Annotated in this window: 18 protein-coding genes; all 18 read left to right on the top strand. The window is 37.4% G+C overall.

Going from position 1 to position 22,713, the window contains the following annotated elements; translation table 11 throughout:
• Positions 1-1,355: 1,355 nt before the first annotated feature.
• The 18 genes from BMZ56_RS00400 to BMZ56_RS00315 all read left to right on the top strand — a co-directional run bounded on the left by BMZ56_RS00400 (position 1,356) and on the right by BMZ56_RS00315 (position 22,649).
• Complete coding sequence (locus tag BMZ56_RS00400; protein WP_090622455.1) at positions 1,356-5,219, top strand: AAA domain-containing protein; 3,864 nt, start codon at positions 1,356-1,358, stop codon at positions 5,217-5,219.
• The gene (locus BMZ56_RS00395; RefSeq protein WP_090622453.1) at positions 5,220-6,593 is read left to right on the top strand and encodes a hypothetical protein; all 1,374 of its coding nucleotides are present in this window, start codon (positions 5,220-5,222) and stop codon (positions 6,591-6,593) included. It abuts the gene before it with no gap.
• The gene (locus tag BMZ56_RS00390) at positions 6,593-8,041 is read left to right on the top strand and encodes a phospholipase D-like domain-containing protein (RefSeq protein ID WP_090622449.1); all 1,449 of its coding nucleotides are present in this window, start codon (positions 6,593-6,595) and stop codon (positions 8,039-8,041) included. The genes BMZ56_RS00395 and BMZ56_RS00390 overlap by 1 nt, the downstream gene beginning before the upstream one ends.
• On the top strand, positions 8,038-8,616 hold the full coding sequence (locus tag BMZ56_RS00385; RefSeq protein ID WP_090622445.1) for a hypothetical protein: 579 nt from the start codon (positions 8,038-8,040) through the stop codon (positions 8,614-8,616). The genes BMZ56_RS00390 and BMZ56_RS00385 overlap by 4 nt, the downstream gene beginning before the upstream one ends.
• On the top strand, positions 8,613-9,713 hold the full coding sequence (locus BMZ56_RS00380; protein WP_090622441.1) for a Card1-like endonuclease domain-containing protein: 1,101 nt from the start codon (positions 8,613-8,615) through the stop codon (positions 9,711-9,713). Before BMZ56_RS00385 ends, BMZ56_RS00380 begins: the two co-directional genes overlap by 4 nt.
• Positions 9,691-10,083 carry a hypothetical protein gene (locus BMZ56_RS00375; RefSeq protein WP_090622437.1) on the top strand — a complete coding sequence of 131 codons (393 nt, stop codon included), beginning with the start codon at positions 9,691-9,693 and terminating at the stop codon, positions 10,081-10,083. The genes BMZ56_RS00380 and BMZ56_RS00375 overlap by 23 nt, the downstream gene beginning before the upstream one ends.
• Before the next feature lie 201 nt (positions 10,084-10,284).
• Positions 10,285-10,494 carry a helix-turn-helix domain-containing protein gene (locus BMZ56_RS00370; protein ID WP_090622434.1) on the top strand — a complete coding sequence of 70 codons (210 nt, stop codon included), beginning with the start codon at positions 10,285-10,287 and terminating at the stop codon, positions 10,492-10,494.
• Entirely contained in the window at positions 10,491-15,371 is a 4,881-nt protein-coding gene (locus BMZ56_RS00365) for a DEAD/DEAH box helicase (protein WP_090622430.1), read from the top strand. The genes BMZ56_RS00370 and BMZ56_RS00365 overlap by 4 nt, the downstream gene beginning before the upstream one ends.
• Positions 15,371-15,754 (top strand): hypothetical protein, encoded by a 384-nt coding sequence (locus BMZ56_RS00360; protein ID WP_090622426.1) that lies wholly within the window; start codon positions 15,371-15,373, stop codon positions 15,752-15,754. The genes BMZ56_RS00365 and BMZ56_RS00360 overlap by 1 nt, the downstream gene beginning before the upstream one ends.
• Positions 15,755-16,906, top strand: coding sequence for a helix-turn-helix domain-containing protein (locus tag BMZ56_RS00355; protein ID WP_090622422.1), 1,152 nt, complete (start codon positions 15,755-15,757; stop codon positions 16,904-16,906).
• 2 nt (positions 16,907-16,908) lie between these two features.
• Entirely contained in the window at positions 16,909-17,427 is a 519-nt protein-coding gene (locus BMZ56_RS00350; RefSeq protein WP_090622418.1) for a DUF4411 family protein, read from the top strand.
• A gap of 72 nt (positions 17,428-17,499) precedes the next feature.
• Positions 17,500-17,775, top strand: coding sequence for a transposase (locus BMZ56_RS00345; protein WP_090622413.1), 276 nt, complete (start codon positions 17,500-17,502; stop codon positions 17,773-17,775).
• Positions 17,772-18,095, top strand: coding sequence for a hypothetical protein (locus BMZ56_RS00340; RefSeq protein WP_090622409.1), 324 nt, complete (start codon positions 17,772-17,774; stop codon positions 18,093-18,095). The genes BMZ56_RS00345 and BMZ56_RS00340 overlap by 4 nt, the downstream gene beginning before the upstream one ends.
• Positions 18,040-18,633, top strand: a complete 594-nt coding sequence (locus BMZ56_RS00335) for an IS3 family transposase (RefSeq protein ID WP_090622406.1) — start codon at positions 18,040-18,042, stop codon at positions 18,631-18,633. The genes BMZ56_RS00340 and BMZ56_RS00335 overlap by 56 nt, the downstream gene beginning before the upstream one ends.
• A gap of 452 nt (positions 18,634-19,085) precedes the next feature.
• Positions 19,086-19,931: a hypothetical protein gene (locus BMZ56_RS00330; protein ID WP_090622403.1), complete on the top strand. Its 846-nt coding sequence runs from the start codon at positions 19,086-19,088 to the stop codon at positions 19,929-19,931.
• On the top strand, positions 19,912-20,832 hold the full coding sequence (locus tag BMZ56_RS00325) for a matrixin family metalloprotease (RefSeq protein ID WP_090622399.1): 921 nt from the start codon (positions 19,912-19,914) through the stop codon (positions 20,830-20,832). The genes BMZ56_RS00330 and BMZ56_RS00325 overlap by 20 nt, the downstream gene beginning before the upstream one ends.
• Before the next feature lie 325 nt (positions 20,833-21,157).
• Entirely contained in the window at positions 21,158-21,655 is a 498-nt protein-coding gene (locus tag BMZ56_RS00320) for a helix-turn-helix domain-containing protein (protein WP_090624367.1), read from the top strand.
• Positions 21,656-21,659: 4 nt separating this feature from the next.
• Complete coding sequence (locus tag BMZ56_RS00315; RefSeq protein WP_090622395.1) at positions 21,660-22,649, top strand: HNH endonuclease signature motif containing protein; 990 nt, start codon at positions 21,660-21,662, stop codon at positions 22,647-22,649.
• The last annotated feature ends 64 nt before the right edge of the window (positions 22,650-22,713 follow it).

Below are 22,713 nucleotides of genomic sequence, written 5' to 3'. Positions count from 1 at the left end.
ACCGTAGCCCCATGAAGTAACTATTTGTCCCTGAATAATGCATTTCGTCCCTGAAGCCGGTCGCACGTTGGTCATTCGTCCCCATATATGGTCTTTCGTCCCACGAAGTAACCATTTGTCCCTGAATAATACATTTCATCCCTGAAGCCAATCGCACGTTGATCATTCGTCCCCATATATGGTCTTTCGTCCCATGAAGCACCCATTTGTCCCTGAATAATGTACTTCGTCCCTGAAGCCGGTCGCACGTTGGTTATTCATCCTCATATATGGTCTTTCGCCTCATGAAATAACCATTGTCCCAGAATAAGAGTTTTCGTGCCTAGACAGGATTTACTTATCCATTCGAGCCTTAAAATAAACAGTAGCAGCGATGGCGAATAAACGAAATCGGAAAGTGTACTGAAAAAAGAAACCCGTTACCTCGTAAGACAACGGGTCCGCCCCAATGGGGTTAGGGGCTATCAACCTAAACCTAGTACCTAAACGTCGAGATCCCCTATTTGTTTTATTGGGAACCTGATTTATGAAATAAAAAAGATTTCCGTATACATCGGCTACCTATAAACGCCGTTGCCTATTAGCCACTTTAGATGCAGTGGACGCGGGATTTTCCGTTAACGCTGACGGACTATTGATAATACGGACCGAATGGTTTACCTTTATCGGGATTGTAGTAATCAACTAACAGTAAAACGTAACCGAACCAGGATGATAAACCGGACATTAACAAAATAATAACGAATACGCGGCCGGTGCGATGCCGAAACGGCACTGGTAACCACCCGTTTTAACTTACGGGAAACCGTATGGGACCGTGGCTGGGTTTGGCTAGTTTTGGCAGGCAGGAAGGGAGAATTATCCGAAATGCGCAGTGCGCATATTGGATAACCAAAGAGGCAGCGCATGAAAAACTAATACGGAATGCGCAGTATGGGAGCGAAACGTAAATTGCTGATTTAAATACGAATAACAAACAATTGATTAAAAACCTTAAATAAAGGCAATTGCGCATATTAAAGAGTTGGCAGCAAGTGTAAAGGACGACCCGACAACAACAAACAGACAACTAAAAACAGAAAAAAGTAAACCATTTTGACAGGTGACCAAAGACATAGAAACGATATTACAAACGGACAACGAGTAAGCCGACACTCATTGCCGACCCAATGTTTTTTATTTTTTTCCCATTGCACATTTTTTAAAAACAATTTTAGCCAGCCCGCAAGTGGCACATTTGGCTTTGCCCCACCCGCAAGCCGACCTTTCGCAAAGCCAAAATAGCCACTTTTTTGCCTACGCACACTTCGTGACAATGTGTTATACTTGTATAAAGCAGAAAAATTAAAATTAGATTGAGACCTAATACAGAAATATCAGGATTTGAATTAGAATTCACCGAAAAATTCGGAAGGGGATCTGTTATTGAAACTACAATAATAGCTATTGTGAACCCCTCTCAAATTATAACGGACTTTTATCAAGACTTTATTGGTCGTTTATCAATTTTAAATTTGTCTTGGTGCCTCCCTTCAGGAGAAGCAGAATTCAAGAAATTTAAAGTTGGTGACCGGATTCAATGTGTTGTATTAGATATTGATTTTCCAAACAGACAGGTAATTCTCAGCCAAAAGCACCTTGCAAAACCAATAAGCGATACACTAACTTGGGAAAGAATAGAAAGAGGGGATGAATTTAATGTTGAGATTGTTGAATCTTATAACAATACCACTTTAGTAAAGACCAAAGAAAATTTATATGGTATTATAAGTAACAACTTCATTAATGGCTCCTCGGATAAAATTAGAGTAAAGGTAAATTCCAAACTTGACTACAGTGATTTATTCTCTTTTGTTCCCGCTTCCTTAGATGTTGAAATTGACGAGGCAGATGAATATGTTGACCCCGAAATCAATTTTATAGAAAATGAACTAGTCTCCTTCTATAATTTTAAAAATTCTATACTGGGCGTCTATGCTACAAATGAACAATTATCAATAATAAAAGAGGGTTTTGAACAAGATGATAGAATATTTTCGAAGGAATTTAAAACCAATTTCACACTTTACATCCAATTTGAATTAGGTAATGCGAGCTATGAAACTACTTTTAAACAGAATGCTATCCCCTATTTTCTTAATGAAACCGTAGTTTCATTAGAAAATGAAAATAAACTTTTAGAGCTACTTTCAAATCAACAGCACTATTGGCTTAAAATCAATACAAGAGGAAACAGCGACAAAATAGATTTTTCACTTTATAATGAGGATGTAAATTTCTTTGGTGAAGTGATTATCGGTAAGGATAAGAAAGAAATCAAGTTTATCATAAAGAATTTCTCTTTTGGTCATTCACAGTATACCTCAAGTGAAGCCAAAAAAAGAAATTCAAAATATGGATCATTTCTATTTAGTAACAAAATAAAAATAATCTCACCTTACGGCACACTTCCGTTTGATAATTCACAACAATTATTTCTCGACTATGCTTTACTTAAAACACAATGCTTTGAAACGGTAAATCATTTAAAAACAGAAGCAGGTGAAATTTTAAGACAAGAAGGGAGAACGCTATCAATCATTGATAAATTTCTAGAGTACCAAATTAGTTTAATTGATAAAGAAAAAGAAAATGCTGTTTTTGTAGAAAAGTATGACAGAGTGCCAGCAGCTAATCAGGGTGTGGCAATTAAGATTTCAAGAAGCATCGGAGATAGTCTTGAAACTGATGAAGATACTGTTGTAAATATCAGATTAAAAGAAGATGACAAACTAATAAAGCTCTCGGACGGTATACTTTCTTATTTTAATGATGTTTACATTATAACTTTTCACAAACCCATAAAACTTGAGCTTCTAGACAAAGGATTCTATATAGACAAAAGGATTTCTAAAAAGCAATTCCAAATACAAAGAGAAATTATTCAAGATTTCCTTGACAAGAAAATAAAAATTGACCACATAGAAGCCCTACTTGTAAAACCAGATAGGGTGAAAACTCCAATTTTAAAACCTATTCAGTTTAAAAACGAAGATTTATCAAGGACGGAAAAAGAAGACCCCACAAACAATCAAGTCAATGCGGTCAAAAAAGCCGTAGGTAATCAGAATATATTTTTAATACAAGGTCCTCCAGGAACGGGTAAGACTACAGTAATAGCCGAGATAATTCAACAGTTAGTAGAGAAGGGTGAAAAGATTCTGGTATCAGGTCAAAACCACGTAGCAGTAGATAACGTGTTGGAGAAACTTTCGCAATTTCCGAAGCTAAATCTCTTAAGAGTTGGAAACCCTGACAGGATTGATAAGCAGTTATTAAAATATACAATTGACAATTTAGTAGAAGATTACAAAATTGATTTCAAAAAATTTATTTTAAATCAGCTTTCAATAACTGAAGAATATACTAGATGTAAAGAACAAGGTTATGATAAAAATGAGTTTAGAACCCAATTAAATCAATTCATTAATTCACTTGTAAATCAATATGGAGTACTGAAAGATGTGTACAAGCAACGCCATTTTATACTTCTTGACGGACTCACAGGCTTATCCAAAACGGAGTTAAATGAAACAACAGAACTACTAAGAAAATGGTTAGACGAATCTAACAATGAGTATGAAATTTTATTAAAGCCACTCATATATAATTCTATTGATGTCGTTTTTGCAACTTGCATAGGTATTAAATCAGATGAGGTATTTAAAGAAAAGAATTTTAAGTTTGATACTGTCATTATTGATGAAGCTGGAAAGGCAAACATTGCAGAATCTTTAGTAGCCATCGAACTTGGACAAAAAGTTATATTGGTTGGTGACCAAAAGCAACTTCCGCCTTATATGGATAGCTCCTTGATTGATAAAGCAGATAATCAAAGCTTTCCTAATTCTGTTTATGGTTCAGAATTTTTAGAAGAAGAAATTTTACACGCTCTTAAATCATCTTTTTTTGAGTTTATTGTTAACCGCATAAATGCTGAACAATTTCCAAAAGACAATATGGAAATGTTAAACTATCAACATAGAATGCATCCCAATATTGGGCAGTTTGTTTCTGAATCTTTTTATGATGGTAAGGTAAAAATGGGTAGTAGAACCCATTTGAACAGAATTGAAATGCCAAGTCCGTTTAATAAGGAGGTTGTATTTTTTGACACCTCAAATTCAAAAAATCCTTTTGAACAGAATGATGGTTTCTCTGCAAAAAACAATACAGAATCAGAAACAATTTCAGAAATAATATTGCCAAAATTATTTGAAAGCAACATTAATCCATCCAGTATTGCCATAATAGCCCCTTATAAATCTCAAGTAGCAAACATTAAAAATCAAATAAACAAATCTGAATCCTGTAAATTCAAAAACATTGATGTTTCAACCCTTGACTCTTTTCAAGGAAAGGAATATGATATAATCGTTTTCAGTTTTACACGTTCATCCGACCACAATAACGCTCCTTTTGAAAATGGGAAACGAAAATATAGTAAAGTTGGATTTCTTGATGATGCAAGAAGGTTAAATGTTGCATTTAGCCGTGCCAAGAAAAAGCTAATTCTTATCGGAAATTCTAAAACCTTGACTGATTCTAGGTCTCACTTTGACAAAATATTTAACTATACTAACCTTTTTAGAACTCTTGTTAAACTTAGCAACAAAGAAGATATTGGGAATTTTGTTAATGTCGCTGATTTATATGATTTCAAATCTCCCTTTGAGTTGTTCTTAGAGAAATACAAACAGGGAGATAATGCAGTTGGAAAATTTAAATCCATTGGGAAATCTCCAAAGGGAATTTTTGGGTTATTCGTTACTGTCGATGGTGTTGATGGTCTAATACCGTATTCTATGATGTCCAAGGATCTCAAAGAAAGTGCTGCAAACTTACAAGCAGGTACTGAAATGGATGTTTCAATCTATTGGATTGATGTTGAAAACAAACGGATTACTTTGAACTTAAACAATAGAAAGAAAGGCACTGCAAAAAATAAAAATGAGTGTTGGGAAAACACTATAAGAAAGTACAAGAAAGGAGACAAAGTAAAAGGAATTATTACCAAAGAAGTAAACTTTGGATACTTCCTTAAAATTGATACTGGCTTTGAAGGTTTATTTCACAAAAATAATATAGGTAGAGGAAAAGTGCCGAAAGTTAATGAACCTTTGGAAGTCAGAATTATTAAAATTGATTTAGAAAAAAAACAAATAGCATTTTCATATTAAATGAGCAATTTCAGTATTGACATAGAAAAATTTTACGAAGAATTGTCAGGAATGGGAAGACAGCTAAAAGGTATCTTTTGTCTTCAATATCCAATTTTTTGTATCCATTCTGAGATTTCAGATTCGACACCAGACCCACTTGACAACCTAGATAAAGTAATTGTTGATTTCATTAAAGTAAAACCTGATTTTAATTCGTTCCAAATTGGCAGTATCATAGGTACTTCCAAAAGCTTAATAGAACTAAGAATTGAAAAACTCATAAGTGATGATTTGTTAACTAAACAAGGAAATAAACATCAACTAACAGAATATGGAATTTCTGTGTTTGAAACAAAAACACAAGTAAGACTTCACAAACAATCATATGATTTCTTCATTGATGGTATTACATTAAAGCCATTACCACGTATTTTTTATAACTACTATAAAAGCAAACTCATAAGTGAGAATTATTCCTACCTCTATACGAACAAAAGAGGTGAAACTAAAATAGCACGCCCTTTTGCTCCAGACATCGTTCATACCCCACCTGAAAAAAGTTTAATAGCAGATCAGATTTTTGCTGTAGAAAGAGAGGAGCGAGAAGCATTTGGAATTCCTATCGGATTACAAGGCATTGACGAAATCTCGTTTACCAAAATGAGCTTTCAAGTACTTGTTTCAGTAAGTAAATCAAATAAAGAATTAATTAAAGAGCTTATAGATGGTTACGCTATCTTTTCTTTACGAGATGAGTTATCTTACTATCAAACACTTAGAGAAAATGTAATTTTCTTTGAGCAACAATTAAACGATAGAATTCAAAATATAGAATTCAATTTAATGGTTCCCTTTCAGAAGAAAGATAGTAATGAAAAACCTTATCCTTATTTAACAACAAATTGGCCTGAGATAGATAGATACAAAGACTCAAACAATAAGTGTTATAATTTTAGCAGTGAGGACTTAATCAATTTCTTAAAAGCGGATATGCCATTTGGCTTTGGCATCAAGGAAATAGAAGCTGAGAATATTATAAACGATGAGGACAACCTAATGATTAATATAAGGGTGAATCATCTTTTAAAAAGTATAAACAGACAGAAACTGCTTAGTGACTTAATTAGAAAGCGTGACTATAAGATTTTCAACAATAGCCTTGAAAGAAATGTGTTCTTATTTTTCATCAATTATAGTACAGATGACCCAGTAGTTAAAGAGTTAATTGAGTTTATTGAATTAATTAAAGAATATCAGCGATTCCCATTTTCCCGCTTTATTGAAAGTCATCCAAAATTCGCAAACAACATTAGACGCTTTCTCTTATTAGCAGGTGAATTTGACTTACTGGAGAAATATGATATTGAAAACCATATGATCGATTTAAAGTAATGGAAACAATAATTCGAAATACCGATATTTTAAATACTGGAGTTTTTGTTATAAACAATGATAGGAAAGACTTTCATCCATTTAACCACTACAATTCGTTGTTTCTTACACAAGAAGGAAACTCATCCTTAAAAAATGAAATACTACGTATAATAAATGAAGCAACTTCTGTTCTTAAAATATGTTCTTTTATCATTACAGATAAAGAAATATTTAATGCGATTTTAAACAAAGCGAAAGAAAGTCAAATTGCTGTTTTCGTTTTAACTCAACTAGATCAAGATAAATTAAAAAACGATTTATCTTTAATTGATTTCATTACAGAAGAAGAGATAAAAGAAAATCCAGCGCAAATTCACATTAAATTTATACGGAAACTTTATGATAATGGTATTCACGTAAGAGCTTCTCTTTCCGCACATTCTAAATTTATAGTATCAGACAGAACTAATGGATTTATTACTAGTGCTAACTTTACAACACCATCATTAACTTTTAATACTGAATCAGGTGTGTATCTCGATGAAAACAGTAGTAAACAGTTAGATAGGCTTTTTGATGTTATTTTTCTTCAAGGTACAACCTTCAAACAATTTTTAGGAACTAGAAAAAAAGGCAAAATGCTTGTAGTGCAAACTGAAGCCACAATAAATAGTGATTTGCTTCCAGTACCAAGTCAATCAAAATTGAGATATACCTGCGAATCTTATGAAAACAACCTGCTTAATGAGATAATAAAAGTAATTGACGAAGCGAGTGATTACATTTATTTGTCTGCATACAGTGTTGTTGGTTTAAACTCTTTACCAAATTTAATTCAGTCATTAAAAAATGCAATAGGGAGAAATGTACCTGTTTCATTATTTTGTAGAGGGATGAATTATAGGAATGATCACCTAAGCGGTGTTTCTGAGCTTGTTGAGATTGGGTGCAAAGTATATGCTGATGTTTACAACCATTCAAAAGGTGTTATAAATGAAAAAACGGGTTTAATATTCACAGCGAATATTGACGGGAATCACGGATTAACCAATGGCTTTGAGGTTGGATATATTCTTAATGAAAATCAACGCATTGAATTTCTGGATTTTCACAAGAAACTAATTGAAACATCATTCTACGTTTATGACAGCAAGCCCACAAGAAATGAATTATTTCAAACATATATTGCATACGAAATGATTAAGGGCCTAAATGCACCGGTATTTCCCCAGAACTTGATCCTTTCATTTAATAAATCTCATAATGTAAATTTAGAAGAGTTAAAAAGCAACGTAATCTTTTATGGAAAATCGAAAGACAGCGAGTTCCTAGTTATGGGAAATTCATACTTAAAGTGTAGAATAAAGGACAACGTCATTCAAATTATAGAATCAGTAAAACCAAGATTTGATCTTGAAAAATATGTTCTTAAATTTTTTGAACTTAAAATCAGCAATAATCAATGAAAAATAAAATACCATACCTTCAAGAGTGGCTTGATTTAGCCAGTTCAGGCAAATTTGAACGTGCTCAAGAGTTATATTTTGAAAAACTTTTTGAGGCAGTCATAAATAATTTCTGTAATGAATATAGTAAAACATTACCATCAGGTGGCACATTGTTCTCAGTTTTAGGTTTTTCGCCCGAACCAATAATTCTAACTGCAAAAGCAATTCAGCCCGAAACTCACATTATTTTCACGACAAATAATCAAAAAGTAGATAATAGCTATTTAGAAAAATTTCTTGATTCTAATTATGAAATTATATACCTAAATGATGAAAGCTTTGAATCAATGTATAAAGCAATGAAAGAACAATTAGTATTAAATCCTGACCCACAAATTACAGTAGATATAACTGGAGGTAAAAAGTCAATGGTTGCATCGGCATCCATTTTTGGAAAAGATTATGGATGTAGAATAGTTTACGTTGACTTTTCGGATTACATTAAAGATTTACGAAAGCCTATGCCTGGTTCAGAAATACTTAATGTTGTATACAATCCATTCAAAAATCAACCAGAAATATTTTTAAAATGAAGCATCAAATTAATTTTCTTGGTGGTCAATTACTTCCGATTTACATCGGAATAAAAGAGTTTATGCCCGACAAAATTCATTTTATTGCTTCGGATGAATCAAAAGAAGGAATAAAAATATTAAAAGATATTTTTCCAGGTATAATATTTAGTGAATTCATTTGTGACCCTTTTGATTTTTATTCCATCAAAAAACGAATTCGAAGTATCATTGAAAAATTAGATGTACAAGACGATGTATTGATTAATTTAACTGGTGGCACTAAAATAATGCTTCTTGCAGCACAATCGATTATTTCTGAAAGTAATCTCAAAGGTTTTTACGTAAATCAAGACTATAGTTTCATAGAAGTCCCTTCATATGATAAAAAACAAATAACTTCGGAATTATCAATTCAAGATTTTTTCGGTTTAAGTGGTCACAAAATATTTTCAGCAAAAACTCTAAGCGACTTTACAGAGAATGATTTAAGAGTCTCCAGTCAGATAGAATCTTTTGCTGCATCAAATAAATTATATTCTAAGGTTACAGATTTCTTAAGAAAGAAATATAGAGTCTTACCAGAAAAAGGGACAGAATCAACAGCAGGTAATTCTGTAATCAAATGGGATGCTAGTATCGTTGATATCCATAGTAACAATAAATCTATTGCTTGTTTCAAAGGCAATAATGCCCGTGACCTTTTCTTCAATGCAACTTGGTGGGAAATAATTGTAGCATCAGAAATTGGTAAATGGGCTAAAGCAAAAGAAATAATTCTTCATTGCGAGCTACCTTTTAAGACTGATAATAAAGCCTTGAAAAATGAAATTGACATCCTAATCAATACAGGTAATAAACTGATTTTTGTTGAGTGCAAATCGGGCAATATAAAACAAGAAGACATAAACAAAATGAAGGTTATCAAGCAAACTTATGGTGGTCTAATATCTAAATCACTATTAGTAAGTCGATATATGCCTTCACAATCAATAATGGAGAAGTGTAAAGAACTAGATATCGAGGTTTTTTATGTATACGCATTTCAGAGAGTGGTTAATCCGCTAAATGACATTTATAAAATATTAGGCAAGCTTGAGAAAAAAACATCAATATAAGCCAAACATTTTGCAAGCACATTGCCAAAGCCGCACAAGCCCAAGCACAGTCCAAAGCTTTGTCAAAGAGCTTGCAAAGCCAACGCAAGAAAAATTGTTTTTAAAAAATTCCCCGACCCTTCAAAAAAATAAAAAACGCAACGCACAACCCGACACAGACAGACCAATAAGCAAACAGACAATGACACTCAAACCCAATACTGACAATGGTTTACAAGGACGGACGACAGAACACCAACTGCCAACAGCGGTTTTGCAAAAGTGGCGGTGCAGTGCTTCGTATGACAGTGAAGTGGTTAATCAAAATTTAGTGCTTCGATTGAAGTTTAGTGGTGATAATCGCCACCTTCGCAAAGCCGCAAAACGTTAGGGCACATGCTAAAAACCCGACCGCACAAATGGCACATTTGGTTTTTGCCGACACACGAACCAACGCTTCAAAAAACCAAAAGAGCCATTTTTTTGCCAACGCACGGACGGACAGAGCGACAATAATTCAAACACCTTTTATATTGAAAAATGAGATAAAATAAAAATAAAACCTACTTTAGCAGCCTGACTCTTTATTGAAATGAACAGAATAAAAGAAGTACTTGACGAGAAGGGAATTAAGCAGACTTGGTTAGCTGAGAAACTCGGTAAGAGTTACAACATGGTAAACGGCTATGTGCAAAACCGACAACAACCAAGACTTGAAGTACTTTATGAGATTGCAAAAATCTTAGATGTGGAAGTGAAAGAGTTGCTGATTGAAATTAAAAATGACAAAACAGGAAAATGAGTTTTCAAAAGATACTTAACAAATACAGAAAAATAGCTTTTTCGGAGCGTGATAAAGGCGACCGCTTTGAAAGGTTAATGCAAACCTATTTGCTGACCGACCCAAAATATGCTTTCCTGTTTAAGAATGTTTGGCTTTGGAATGAGTTTCCAGGGAAATTAGACTTAGGTGGTGGAGACACGGGAATTGACTTGGTTGCTTTGACACATGAAGGCGATTATTGGGCAATTCAATGCAAATGTTTTCAGGAAGGTGCGACTATAGACAAACCAGCCGTTGACAGTTTTCTTTCCACATCAAGCAGAGAATTTAAGAATGAGCAAATGCAGACAACTCGCTTTGCTCACAGACTTTGGATTTCGACAACAAACAAATGGGGACCAAATGCAACAGAAGCCATTCGCAACCAAAACCCGCCAGTTACAAGAATCAATCTTTTCGACCTGATAGAAGCTCCCGTAGATTGGGAGAAATTAGAGCAAGGTATTCACGGTGAAGAATCACGAACGCCAAAGAAAACACTTCGCAATCACCAAACCGAAGCACTTACCAAAACTCACGACCATTTCAAAACGGCTGACCGTGGTAAACTTATCATGGCTTGCGGAACAGGTAAAACTTTCACCGCTTTGCGAATTGCCGAGAATGAAACAGAAGGAAAGGGATTGATTTTATTCCTTGTGCCAAGCATTGCCTTATTAGGACAAACTTTGCGTGAATGGAGTGCAGATGCCAACGAACCAATCAATGCAATTTGCATATGCTCTGACCCTGAAATTTCAAAGAAGAAAACCAAAAACGAAGATGCGGACACATTTAGCGTAGTGGATTTGGCTTTGCCAGCTTCCACCAACACCGATAATATTCTGCATCAGTTTCAACAGATAAAAGAAAAAGGTCTGCCCGGAATGACGGTAGTTTTTTCAACCTATCAATCCATTGAAGTAATATCAAGAGCACAGAAAGTATTGCTCAAAAACGGCTTCAAAGAATTTGACTTAATCATCTGTGATGAAGCCCACCGCACCACAGGCGTAACGCTGATGGACGAAGATGAATCTGCATTTACCAAAGTGCACGACCCTGAATTTATCAAAGCTAAGAAACGGCTGTACATGACAGCAACCCCCCGACTGTACAGTGACGACATAAAAAGCAAAGCCGCCCAATCGGAAGCAGTTTTATGCTCAATGGATGATGTGGCTTTGTATGGCGAAGAAATTTACCGCATTGGTTTTGGTGAAGCCGTTGAACGGGATTTGCTCACCGATTACAAAGTGTTGATTCTTACGCTAAATGACAAAGACGTTCCACCTGCCGTGCAACGCATGATTGCAGACAAGGAAACAGAAATCAATACAGATGATGCGTCCAAAATTATTGGAACTATCAACGCATTGTCCAAACAGTTTTTGGGTGACCAAGGCGTAACCAAAGACGGAGACCCTGACCCCATGCGAAGGGCAGTTGCCTTTTGTCAAAGTATTGCGGTTTCAAAAAAAATCACCGCTACATACAACACAGCTACCGAAGCTTATTTGGATTCACTCCCTGCCGAGAAAAAGGAACACATGGTTTCCATTGCTTCCAAGCATATTGACGGAACCATGACCGCCCCACACCGTGACGAGTTGTTGGGTTGGTTGAAAGCGGAAACAACCGACAATGAATGTAGAATCCTGACCAATGTACGCTGTTTGAGTGAAGGTGTGGACGTGCCTTCTTTGGATGCCGTGCTTTTCCTTTCTGCTCGTAACTCACAGGTGGACGTGGTTCAATCCGTTGGTCGTGTGATGCGTAAATCGCCAGGCAAAAATTTTGGTTACATCATTATTCCTGTGGTTGTCCCATCTGATATTGAAGCAGAAAAAGCCCTTGACGATAACGAACGCTACAAAGTAGTTTGGACGGTGCTGAACGCCTTGCGTGCACATGACGACCGTTTCAATGCCACGGTAAATAAAATTGAACTCAACAAAAAGAAGCCGACCAATATTCTCATTGGGCGACCTGAATATACTTTTGATAGTGACGGAAATCCGTCTTTGGTAAATGAAGATGCACCTGCATACGAAACCAACAAAGATATTGGGCGACAAATGGCATTGCAGTTTGAACAACTGCAAAATGTGGTGTTTGCCCGAATGGTTCAAAAAGTGGGCGACCGCAAATATTGGGAGCAATGGGCAAAAGATGTAGCCATCATTGCCGAACGCCAAATTGAACGCATTCAGTTTTTAATCACTGAAAAGAAAGACCAACGGGAAGCATTTGAAAAATTCCTTTTGGGATTGCAGAAAAATATCAACCCAAGTATTTCAGAAGCACAGGCGGTTGAAATGTTGGCGCAACACATCATTACCAAACCGATTTTTGAAGCCTTGTTTGAAGGATATTCTTTCGTAAAACACAATGCCGTTTCAGTTTCTATGCAACGCATGTTGGATGAGTTGGAACCGCAAACTTTGGTAGAAGAATCGGAATCACTTCAAAAGTTTTATGCTTTCGTAAAACGAAATGCTTCGGGTATTGACAATGCTAAAGGCAAGCAGGAAATCATTATCCGACTGTATGACAATTTCTTTAAAGCTGCTTTTCCTAAAATGGTGGAGCAATTGGGTATTGTTTATACGCCTGTGGAAGTGGTGGACTTCATTATTCGTTCGGTGGATGATGTATTAAAGAAAGAATTTGACCGCAGTATTTCAGACGAAAACATTCACATTCTTGACCCCTTCACAGGAACGGGAACTTTTATGACCCGACTGCTGCAAAGTGGCTTGATTAATCAAACCGACCTTGACAGAAAATACCAAAATGAACTTCATGCCAATGAAATAGTATTGTTGGCTTATTACATAGCTGCCGTAAACATTGAAAATTCGTACCACGATTTACGCAATGATGGAAACGAATACGAACCATTCGAAGGCATTGTACTGACCGACACTTTTCAATTGGGCGAAACAGACGAAAGCCAAAAACTTTTCTCTGAAATGTTTCCCCAAAACTCAGCAAGGGTAGCACGGCAAAAGAAAGCTCCTTTGCGGGTAATTATGGGAAATCCGCCTTATTCCATCGGGCAGAAGTCAGCAAACGACAATGCGCAAAATCAGAAATACGAAAAGTTGGATAGCGACATTGCCAAAACCTACGCAAAGCTATCTTCCGCAGGTCTGAACAAATCTTTGTATGATGCTTACATCAAAGCATTTCGTTGGAGTACTGACCGTTTAGACCCCAAAAACGGTGGAATCATTGCCTTTGTGAGCAATGGAGCTTGGTTGGATGGCAACAGTACGGACGGTTTCCGTAAATCATTGGAAAAAGAATTTTCAAGCATTTGGGTGTTTAATCTTCGGGGCAACCAACGCACCAGTGGCGAATTGAGTAGAAAGGAAGGCGGTAAAATCTTTGGTTCAGGTTCACGAACACCAATAGCCATCACGCTATTGGTGAAAAATCCAAACGCAACAAACAAACAAGCGACTATTCATTATCACGACATTGGCGATTATCTGAGCCGTGAAGAAAAGTTAGCCAAAATTGCCAAATTTCAAACCGTGGCAAATACTGCCATGACATGGAAAACGCTTGAACCCAATGCCGAAGGCGATTGGCTCAATCAACGGAATGATGTGTTTGACACTTTTATTCCAATGGCTCCTGAAAAGAAGTTTGACACGAAAAGTGAGTCGTTTTTTGTAACCTATTCAAATGGGGTTGTTACAAGTAGAGATGCTTGGGTCTATAATTTCTCTAAAAACGAAATCAGGGAAAATATAACTCGTATGCTTAATTTTTATAATTCACAAAGAGTCAAGTTTCAGGTAGAAATAGAAAAAAAGAACCCAAAACTACTTGAACTAATTGATAATGAACCAACCATGATAAGTTGGTCGGTGAATCTAAAACGAGATTTAAACAAAAACATTAAGCATAATTTTGATAGCAAGTTTATTTCGACTTGTCAGTATCGTCCTTTTGTTAAACAGAGATTATTTTTTGATAGAAATTTCATAGAAAGACCAGGCTTTAATGACACGTTCTTCCCTTTGAATAAAAATGAGAACATAGCCATTGGAATAAATGGGTTGGGAAGTAGTAAGGACTTCTTTCCACTTATAACGAAATCAGCATTTGATTTCCAAACATTAATGAATGGGTTGATTTTTCCACTCTACTTCTACGAAGAACGCAAAATGAACAGCCCAAGCCTTTTTGATGCCGCAGGAGATAGCGAATACATCCGTAGAGATGGTGTTTCCGGTTTTATATTAGCAAGAGCCAAAAAGCAATACGGTAAAAACGTAGGCAAAGAAGATATTTTCTACTATGTCTATGGCATTTTGCACAGCCCCGATTACCGCACAGCCTTTGCAAATGATTTAAAGAAAATGCTGCCCCGTATTCCTTTGGTTGAAGACGTTCGGGATTTTTGGAAGTTCAGCAAAGCAGGTCGGGCATTGGCAGAATTGCATATCAATTATGAAAGTGTGCCGCTTTTTGCAGGTGTACAGGTAACGGGAGAAAGCAGTGGTTTCTTTACTGTAGAAAAAATGCGTTACCCCAAAAAAGGGCAAACTGATACCATTATTTACAACAGCAAGATTGTGGTTTCAAACATTCCTACCAAAGCGTATGAATATGTGGTAAACGGAAAATCTGCCATTGATTGGATCATGGAACGCTATGCCGTAACCATCAACAAAGATAGTGGCATTAAAAACGACCCCAACGATTGGGCAAAAGAAGTCGGCAACCCACGCTACATTTTGGATTTGCTATTAAGTGTGATTAATGTAAGTGTGCAGACGGTGGAGATTGTGGAAGGTCTGCCGAAATTGGAGTTTGAAACCGTAATAGAAGAAGCATAATGTTTAGTAAAGGAGATATATTGTTGCCTTCGAGCAGAGTTGCCAAAAGGGATTGGCTAAATGGCTTGTTTCATCCTGCTGTAGTTTGGGATGATTCGTATGATGGAACCAGTGACTTTCATGGAATTATGCTAACACATACAGCACCCAATGGACAATTTGACAATATCCTGATGGCTGCAAACCATTTTGAAGATGGACATGAAGTTGTATTTTCAAATACTCATTTTGTGAATCAGCTTTTTATAAAGTTTCAGGGATGGGGCGCTTTTGAATTGGTTGGCAGATTGACAGCAGAAGGAATTGAGTTTATTGAAACCCATTTGAACACGAATTCTCATCCAATTGAGTTTATTCAATACAGGCAATTAGTAACCAGATAAATGAATGATAATATCCATATCAATGTAAATCATGAAGTCCTTGTTTGGGCAAGGGAATCGCTTGCCTTGAATCGTGCACAGACTTCTGAAAGTACGGGTATTTCTCCAAAGCGTTTGGTGCAATTGGAGACAGGCGAAAAGCAGCCCACATTAGAAGAATTAAAGGCATTTTCCAAAACCTACAAGCGCACCATCGCAACACTCCTATTGAATAAACCACCAAAGGAAAAGCCACTTCCACAGGACAGACGAACCGTAGATTCAAAAGAGCTTGGACACTTCCATGAAAAAACCATCATGGGCGTGCGTAAAGCAAGGGCATTGGCTCAATCGTTTGTTGAATTACGTGAAGAAATGGGCATGTCATTTCCGAAATTTAATTTATCAGCAACTCTTCAAGACAACCCCAGAGAAATTGCACAGAAAATTAGACGGCATTTACAGTTGGACGAAATAAGGGAGGTTGAAGATATCAGAATTGCTTTAGAAGCTTACATCGAAAGAATCGAATCTTTGGGGATTGCTGTCTTTCAATTAAGCCTTACACAGGATAATGTAAGGGGTTTCGCCATTGTAGATGATATTGTACCTATTATCGGTATTAAAAGAGGCGGCGAGCAAGCTCATTCAAAAACATTTACTTTATTCCATGAATTAGGACATATTTTATTAAACGAAGGTGCAATAACTGACTTGTCATTAAATCCAACATCGGAATTAGAAAAATGGTGTAATGCTTTTTCAGCGGAAGTTCTAGTGCCAACTTCTGAACTGCTTAACATGGCAATAGTTATTGATTACCAAAGAAGGGAAGAAAGAGAATGGAAACTTAAAGATTTGGTTGAATTAGGTAAATATTTTCACGTTGGGCCTTTGGCAATATTGAGAAGTTTGTTTGAACAAAAGCTTACAACGAAAAAATTCTATCAGGAGAAACACGCACAATGGAATAAGTCTAAAGGATTTGGAAAAGCAAAGGATCCTAAAGGTAGAGAATTACACAAGGAAGCACTAACAGAAAAAGGCAGAACGTATGTTTCCTTGGCATTTAAGGCTTATGACCAGAACCGAATTAATTTAAAGGACTTGTCTGATTTTTTAGGCGTTAAGTTGTCCTATATCCCAAAAACAAGACAACTTCTCAATGCTTAAAGATGGATTTATTCAGCGAAGGAAATACGGTTTATGTAATTGATACGAGTGGACTTATCATGCTTGAATCAACCTTTAAGAAGGATAATCCGGTATTCGCTGCTATTTGGGAAGAAATTGAGGATTTAATAAAGCAAGGATGTTTCAAGACAATTGACTTTGTAGAACAAGAAATTAACGACTATGAAGGCAAAGAGGATTTTTTAAAAAAGTGGGTTAAAAAGTGGAAAAAGCATTTAGTGGTTGATACGGATGCAGCAAGTTTCAACGAAGCAATTCCAATTATAAATGCTGAGTACAATACAGGCTTTCTAAATGCTCGAAAGCAGGCAGAAGGAAAAGAAGAAGCAGACCCTTACTTAATTGGTTATTGCAAGGTGCATAATTACACGCTGATAGCTAGTGAAAGTAAAATCAAAAACAATAAGATTCCAGCGGTTTCAGAGAGGAATGGGGTTCGCTGTATTGACATAAATGACTTTCTTATTGAAAGAGGATTAAGAATGGAAAGAAAAAAATAAAATGTGTTTATAATTCCCCCCGAAAACAGGACAGCAGTTTAAGTTAGATTTTTAGATTAAATTTGTTGTATTATGAGTAGGCGAAAGTTCACATCGGCATTCAAGACGAAGGTAGTATTGGAAGCTTTATCGGAGCGTGTGACGATCCAGGAGCTGGGTCAGAAGCACGGGATCCACCCCACGCAGATCACGACGTGGAAGTCTCAATTTTTGAAGCAGGCCCCTGCGGTCTTTGATCGTCCGGTCAAGGACGCCAAGAGCGAGGCTCAGGAGCGTGAGGAGCAATACCTGAAGACCATCGGCCAGCAGAAGATGGAGATTGATTTTTTAAAGAAAGCCTTGTCATGAAAGAGACATCAGCACAGCGGAAGGCGCACGTTGGCAAGGCAGCGGGGCTGAGCATAGCCCGGCAGTGCGAATTGGTATCGGTATCCCGGAGCAGTTTTTACTATCAACCTGTTGGGGAAAGTTCACTGAACCTGGAGTTGATGCGGTTGATTGATGAGGAATACCTGCAGCACCCCTGGCTGGGCGTTCCCCGGATGACCACCTGGTTGCGCAGGGAAAGGCTACCGGGTCAATCCCAAGCGCATCGAACGGTTGTACGGGATCATGGGTTTGTCGGCAATGGGTCCCAAGCCGAACACATCCAAGCGGGGCAAAAGTAAGGGGCACCGGATATACAAGTATCTGTTACGGGGTCTGGATATCACCTGCGTGAATCAGGTATGGGCTATGGACATCACCTATATCCCCGTACGGGGCGGTTACCTGTATCTGTGCGCCATTATCGATATATACAGCCGGTATGTTGTGGGCTGGTCGCTGTCTAACACGATGACCTCCGGCTGGTGCCGGGATACGCTGGAAGCGGCGATCGATGAACACGGTGCCCCCGAAATACTCAACACCGACCAGGGAAGCCAGTTCACCGCCCACGAATTCTGCAACTGGGTGACCGGAAACGGCATCCGGTTAAGCATGGACGGCAAGGGCCGCGCGATTGACAATATTTTCATCGAACGGCTGTGGCGGAGTGTAAAGTACGAACATGTGTACTTGTTTCCAGCTGCAGATGGCCTGGCCTGTTACCAAGGTCTGCAAACGTATTTCGGGTATTACAACAACCAAAGGAGACACCAAAGCCTGGAAGATGAAATCCCCGGTGAGGTCTACCATAGCCTCAAGCAAAAGGAGGTCGCATGAAGCTGAGGAAAACAGGTGCCTCCGGCGGGCGCTCGCCGCGCAGGCAGGTTATGGTTGATGTTTGGGGGTGGGATAATAGAAATATCTCACTTAGTTTATAAAAAATCTGTCCAACGATTGGGGGGAATTATACTTGGACAATGCGAAGCACATCGTGACATTCGAAAAAAAGCAGTTGGAGGGCGAGCAGGATATTAGAAATTATCTAAAGCGAGAGATTAGAGAACGGTTAAATAAATAAGAATAGTTACGCATTTTCAAAAAAGTAAATGTATTAGCAGTTTTCTAATAGTCTGTAAAAATTACTCAATACTGGGTATTTTTTATTAGAAATCCTTGCGTTATTTTTAAATCGCGTATAGTTTTAGGAAGCGGCGCCACATAAACAAAGGCCTTCTTCCGACATATTAGTTTTTAATATCAGATCATCTAACTTTTAAATCTAGATAATTATGAAATCAATCTTCCTTCCGTTATTTCTGATAATACCGGCGTTCGTATCTGGCCAGATAAAATTTTATGGAAAGGACGGTACGGTAGTCAACGCCATCGGTGAACGTACAACCCTTACTTTTAGTAAAAATGAATCATTGCCAGTTCCACAATGGGAACCGGCCGAAGAAGGATTTACGGTGACCACGATCGCTGCGCTCCTTCCTTCTGTTATAGATCTAGGATTCAAGATCACCTCAAATGTAATGGAGAAGAGATTGAAAGAATATGTAAATGAATTTTCAGCGCGGAATACCTATACAGATAATAACAGCTATATAAGCGGCTTCAAAATAGAGAGAACCCTTGTAAGAGAAACTGCCAATAATTCCGGCGATGCAGCATTCTCCCTATCACTTATTCCCTTACCAGTCGACACCAACACATTTGTATTTGCCGTCGACGGAATTTCAGTAAATTATAGCGGAGCGCGGACTAAAAAGGGGTATAATCTAAATGATTATCTGATTGAAATTAAGGTGTCCTATTATGACGGTTCGGAGAAGAAAGAACAGGCATCAAATCCGATTACACTTCAGATGGTAGGTTTTGGGGCTATCGATTATGCGTTGTCCGGACCCGACGGAACAAGGTTATACATTACCGATAAATTCCCCTTGAACCCTGACTTGACAATTTCTGAGGTGTCTGTAAAAGTAGTGGAGACGAACACCGCCAAAGCAAAGGTGGAAAAGATCAAAGCAATTTCCGATAAGTATAAGGAAGATGCAAAAGAGGGAACAAAGAATATTATAAACCTTTTTATTGAACAACAGGAATCAACCGATGAAGACGAATCTGAATAAAAAAGCTAGGGTATATAGTTATTCCATGGCTTTGCTGCTTTTTACCTTAGGCTGTGGTTCTGGCACCGAGTCACAAGAGAATGGAGAATCCCAAATCACCCAATCCGACTTTTCTTCCGACGCCGTTGCATTTGAAGAATATGCACCCGACACCATCGGTATTTCCGATGGATTCTTGGACTTCGAAAGCTATAAATCACAATTTGATACGGTAGGGATTGACGGAACTGTTTACTATATCGTTGAAGGGGACTTACTGCTTGATGACAAAGAACTTCACCAACAATTTTATCGCGTGAATAAGCCACAGGACAGTCAGAAGCTTGTCGGCATTACGAGAAACGGGAACATATTGAGAATTGAAGATCCAACGGACATCAAATATGCTATAATTAAGAAGTCGTTCTCCTCTTCGGAATATGAAAAGCTGGTTGTATATCTAAAAGATGCAACCGATGATTGGTCGCGGGTTTGCAATGTAGCTTTCAACCACGTCTCTAGGCTCGACGCGACACTGGAGGTAGATGATAATCCCGAAGAGGTGACCTTCATTGTCCGAAAAATGAGAACATCGAAGCGCGGTTTGTTAGCCAGTGCATTTTTCCCATACGATCCTAAGCCTGAGAGAAGAATGTTGATTACGCCTGCTTTCTTTCAAACCTCCTTTGAAAAGACCGGCATACTACGCCATGAAATTGGTCATATTCTTGGCTTTAGACACGAACACATACGATCAGGAGCCCCAGCAATTTGCCCAAAGAATGAGTCAGTGGATCATACGATTGAATTGACCGATTACGATCCACAATCGGTAATGCATTATTTCTGTGGTGATGCAGGGACTAGAGAGCTAAAATTAACCAAAATCGACAGTATTGGTGCCTCATTGGTATATCGCTGAGCTAAATAAAGTCTATCGGAGTTTGTATCCAAACTTCTGGCATTAAAAGTTTGCTTTCCTGGTCTATTGACACGGAGATCAGAATTCTATTCCAATTATTTCTTTCACAGCTCGGTAAATCTTGGTTATTTCAGGACAAGATACTAGCAACTATTACAAAAACAAGTAACAATGCTCATACTCCAATTAGCGTATTAGAAGATAGAGCGGTAATTTTATATATAAACCCCATAATTGGCGTATTTACCAATTATGGGGTTTATTTTTATCTTTGCTTCATAACTTTAAAAGTGGCGGCAACACCATAAATACGGCAACAGAAATTATGATACAAGCAAGATTTGCAGATGACTTTACTATTGAAGTTATTGCTCAAGACGGAGAGAAATTCATTTGGAAAACTCTTTTTTCGACTCCTAAACAAGATCAACAATACTATGCAGAAAGATTAGCGTATTATTTTGAAAGGTATTTCAAAGATAATATTGGCGATAGTACAGGGATGAGTATGCAGTATTGGATCTGGATACGAATGAATTATGATGAAGGACTTGCAATTACTGGGGGCAAAGGTGACAGGGATGAGGAAAGAATTTTCCTTCATGAAGAAAGAGTAAGAATTGGAGCCAGAATACGTGAGTTACGAAAAGAAAAAAAAATGGAAGCTAAAACTCTAGCTCAAATTGCTAATATAGACGCGGCCAACCTTAGTCGAATAGAGCAAGGACGTTATTCTGTTGGTCTAGATGTACTTTCGAAAATCACTCTTGCTCTTGGTGCTAAAATCGAATTGATTGATTTCGTTGACTCTAAAAAATCTTAAAATCATGGTTAATGTAAATCACTTTGAAAAAGAATGCGAATGCATTTACAAAAACGAACGTTATTCGGCCCGTGATAACGGTGCAGTATTACGTTTCCCACGTGACACAGGGAGGCCAAGGCCAACCGACAACAAATGGACGTTTGGCAAATTAAATAGTAAAACGGGCTATTTAGAAATCGTATCAGTACCTATTCATAGAATAGTTGCGACTGCATTTCATAGCCAGCCAACCAAAGAGCACGTTGTTGATCATATAGACACAAACAAACAAAATAATCGACCCGACAATCTACGTTGGGTAACAAGGTTGGAAAACATCTTGCTTAATCCGATAACTGCGAAACGTATCGCCTATATTTGCGGCAGTGTAGAAGCATTTCTTACTAATCCTTCACAATTTCGAGATAAATTTCAAAATCCTGACTATAAGTGGATGACAACAGTCAGTGCTGAAGAAGCACAAACTAGCAAAGAAAGACTATTGGCTTGGGCGGAAAGTGATAAACCATTGCGGGGAGGTTCATTAGGCGAATGGATTTATAATCGAAGTATGACAAGTCAATTTGTCGACTATGCTGAAAATGAATTGGAGATTATAAATTCTCTAACCCCAAATGCAGTTCAAAAAGTCGGAAATTGGAAAACCCCGAGTGAATTTCCTTGTTGTCCACAGCAAAACACTCATAACCCAATAGCTGACTATGCTGCAAATCTAAATAAAGGGAATGTATTTTCTAGAAACCAATATACGAGCTCGATTATTGAAAGTTTTGCGATCTCCAAAGACAAAAGTACGTTGTGGATTATATGTATAAGTGGTGACGAAAACCCAATTAAACCTTATTCTTTAGCAGAGATCACTTATCAAAAAGATGCCTTCGTCCATAACAGTCTTGGGACCTTTTTCGAGAAAGAAGGAGTTGAAAAACAATTTACCGTTATACAAGGACTTGAATGGAAAGGAGGTGACTCTATTGATGATTATTGTTAAAAGTAAAGTCACTATAAACAAAAAGTCCATAAGAACATTTGGTTTATCACGTATATTAGCCAGC

This window comes from Parapedobacter indicus (genome assembly GCF_900113765.1).
Taxonomy (GTDB): domain Bacteria; phylum Bacteroidota; class Bacteroidia; order Sphingobacteriales; family Sphingobacteriaceae; genus Parapedobacter; species Parapedobacter indicus.
This window is presented reverse-complemented; position numbering and strand designations above follow the sequence as displayed.

Bases quoted from the DNA above. Each gene is read 5' to 3' on its own strand.
- BMZ56_RS00340 (WP_090622409.1), top strand. From the start codon at position 17,772: ATGAAAGAGACATCAGCACAGCGGAAGGCGCACGTTGGCAAGGCAGCG.
- BMZ56_RS00330 (WP_090622403.1), top strand. From the start codon at position 19,086: ATGAAATCAATCTTCCTTCCGTTATTTCTGATAATACCGGCGTTCGTA.
- BMZ56_RS00370 (WP_090622434.1), top strand. From the start codon at position 10,285: ATGAACAGAATAAAAGAAGTACTTGACGAGAAGGGAATTAAGCAGACT.
- BMZ56_RS00315 (WP_090622395.1), top strand. From the start codon at position 21,660: ATGGTTAATGTAAATCACTTTGAAAAAGAATGCGAATGCATTTACAAA.
- BMZ56_RS00395 (WP_090622453.1), top strand. From the start codon at position 5,220: ATGAGCAATTTCAGTATTGACATAGAAAAATTTTACGAAGAATTGTCA.
- BMZ56_RS00320 (WP_090624367.1), top strand. From the start codon at position 21,158: ATGATACAAGCAAGATTTGCAGATGACTTTACTATTGAAGTTATTGCT.
- BMZ56_RS00385 (WP_090622445.1), top strand. From the start codon at position 8,038: ATGAAAAATAAAATACCATACCTTCAAGAGTGGCTTGATTTAGCCAGT.
- BMZ56_RS00355 (WP_090622422.1), top strand. From the start codon at position 15,755: ATGAATGATAATATCCATATCAATGTAAATCATGAAGTCCTTGTTTGG.
- BMZ56_RS00350 (WP_090622418.1), top strand. From the start codon at position 16,909: ATGGATTTATTCAGCGAAGGAAATACGGTTTATGTAATTGATACGAGT.
- BMZ56_RS00365 (WP_090622430.1), top strand. From the start codon at position 10,491: ATGAGTTTTCAAAAGATACTTAACAAATACAGAAAAATAGCTTTTTCG.
- BMZ56_RS00325 (WP_090622399.1), top strand. From the start codon at position 19,912: ATGAAGACGAATCTGAATAAAAAAGCTAGGGTATATAGTTATTCCATG.
- BMZ56_RS00390 (WP_090622449.1), top strand. From the start codon at position 6,593: ATGGAAACAATAATTCGAAATACCGATATTTTAAATACTGGAGTTTTT.
- BMZ56_RS00380 (WP_090622441.1), top strand. From the start codon at position 8,613: ATGAAGCATCAAATTAATTTTCTTGGTGGTCAATTACTTCCGATTTAC.
- BMZ56_RS00335 (WP_090622406.1), top strand. From the start codon at position 18,040: ATGGGTTTGTCGGCAATGGGTCCCAAGCCGAACACATCCAAGCGGGGC.
- BMZ56_RS00345 (WP_090622413.1), top strand. From the start codon at position 17,500: ATGAGTAGGCGAAAGTTCACATCGGCATTCAAGACGAAGGTAGTATTG.
- BMZ56_RS00360 (WP_090622426.1), top strand. From the start codon at position 15,371: ATGTTTAGTAAAGGAGATATATTGTTGCCTTCGAGCAGAGTTGCCAAA.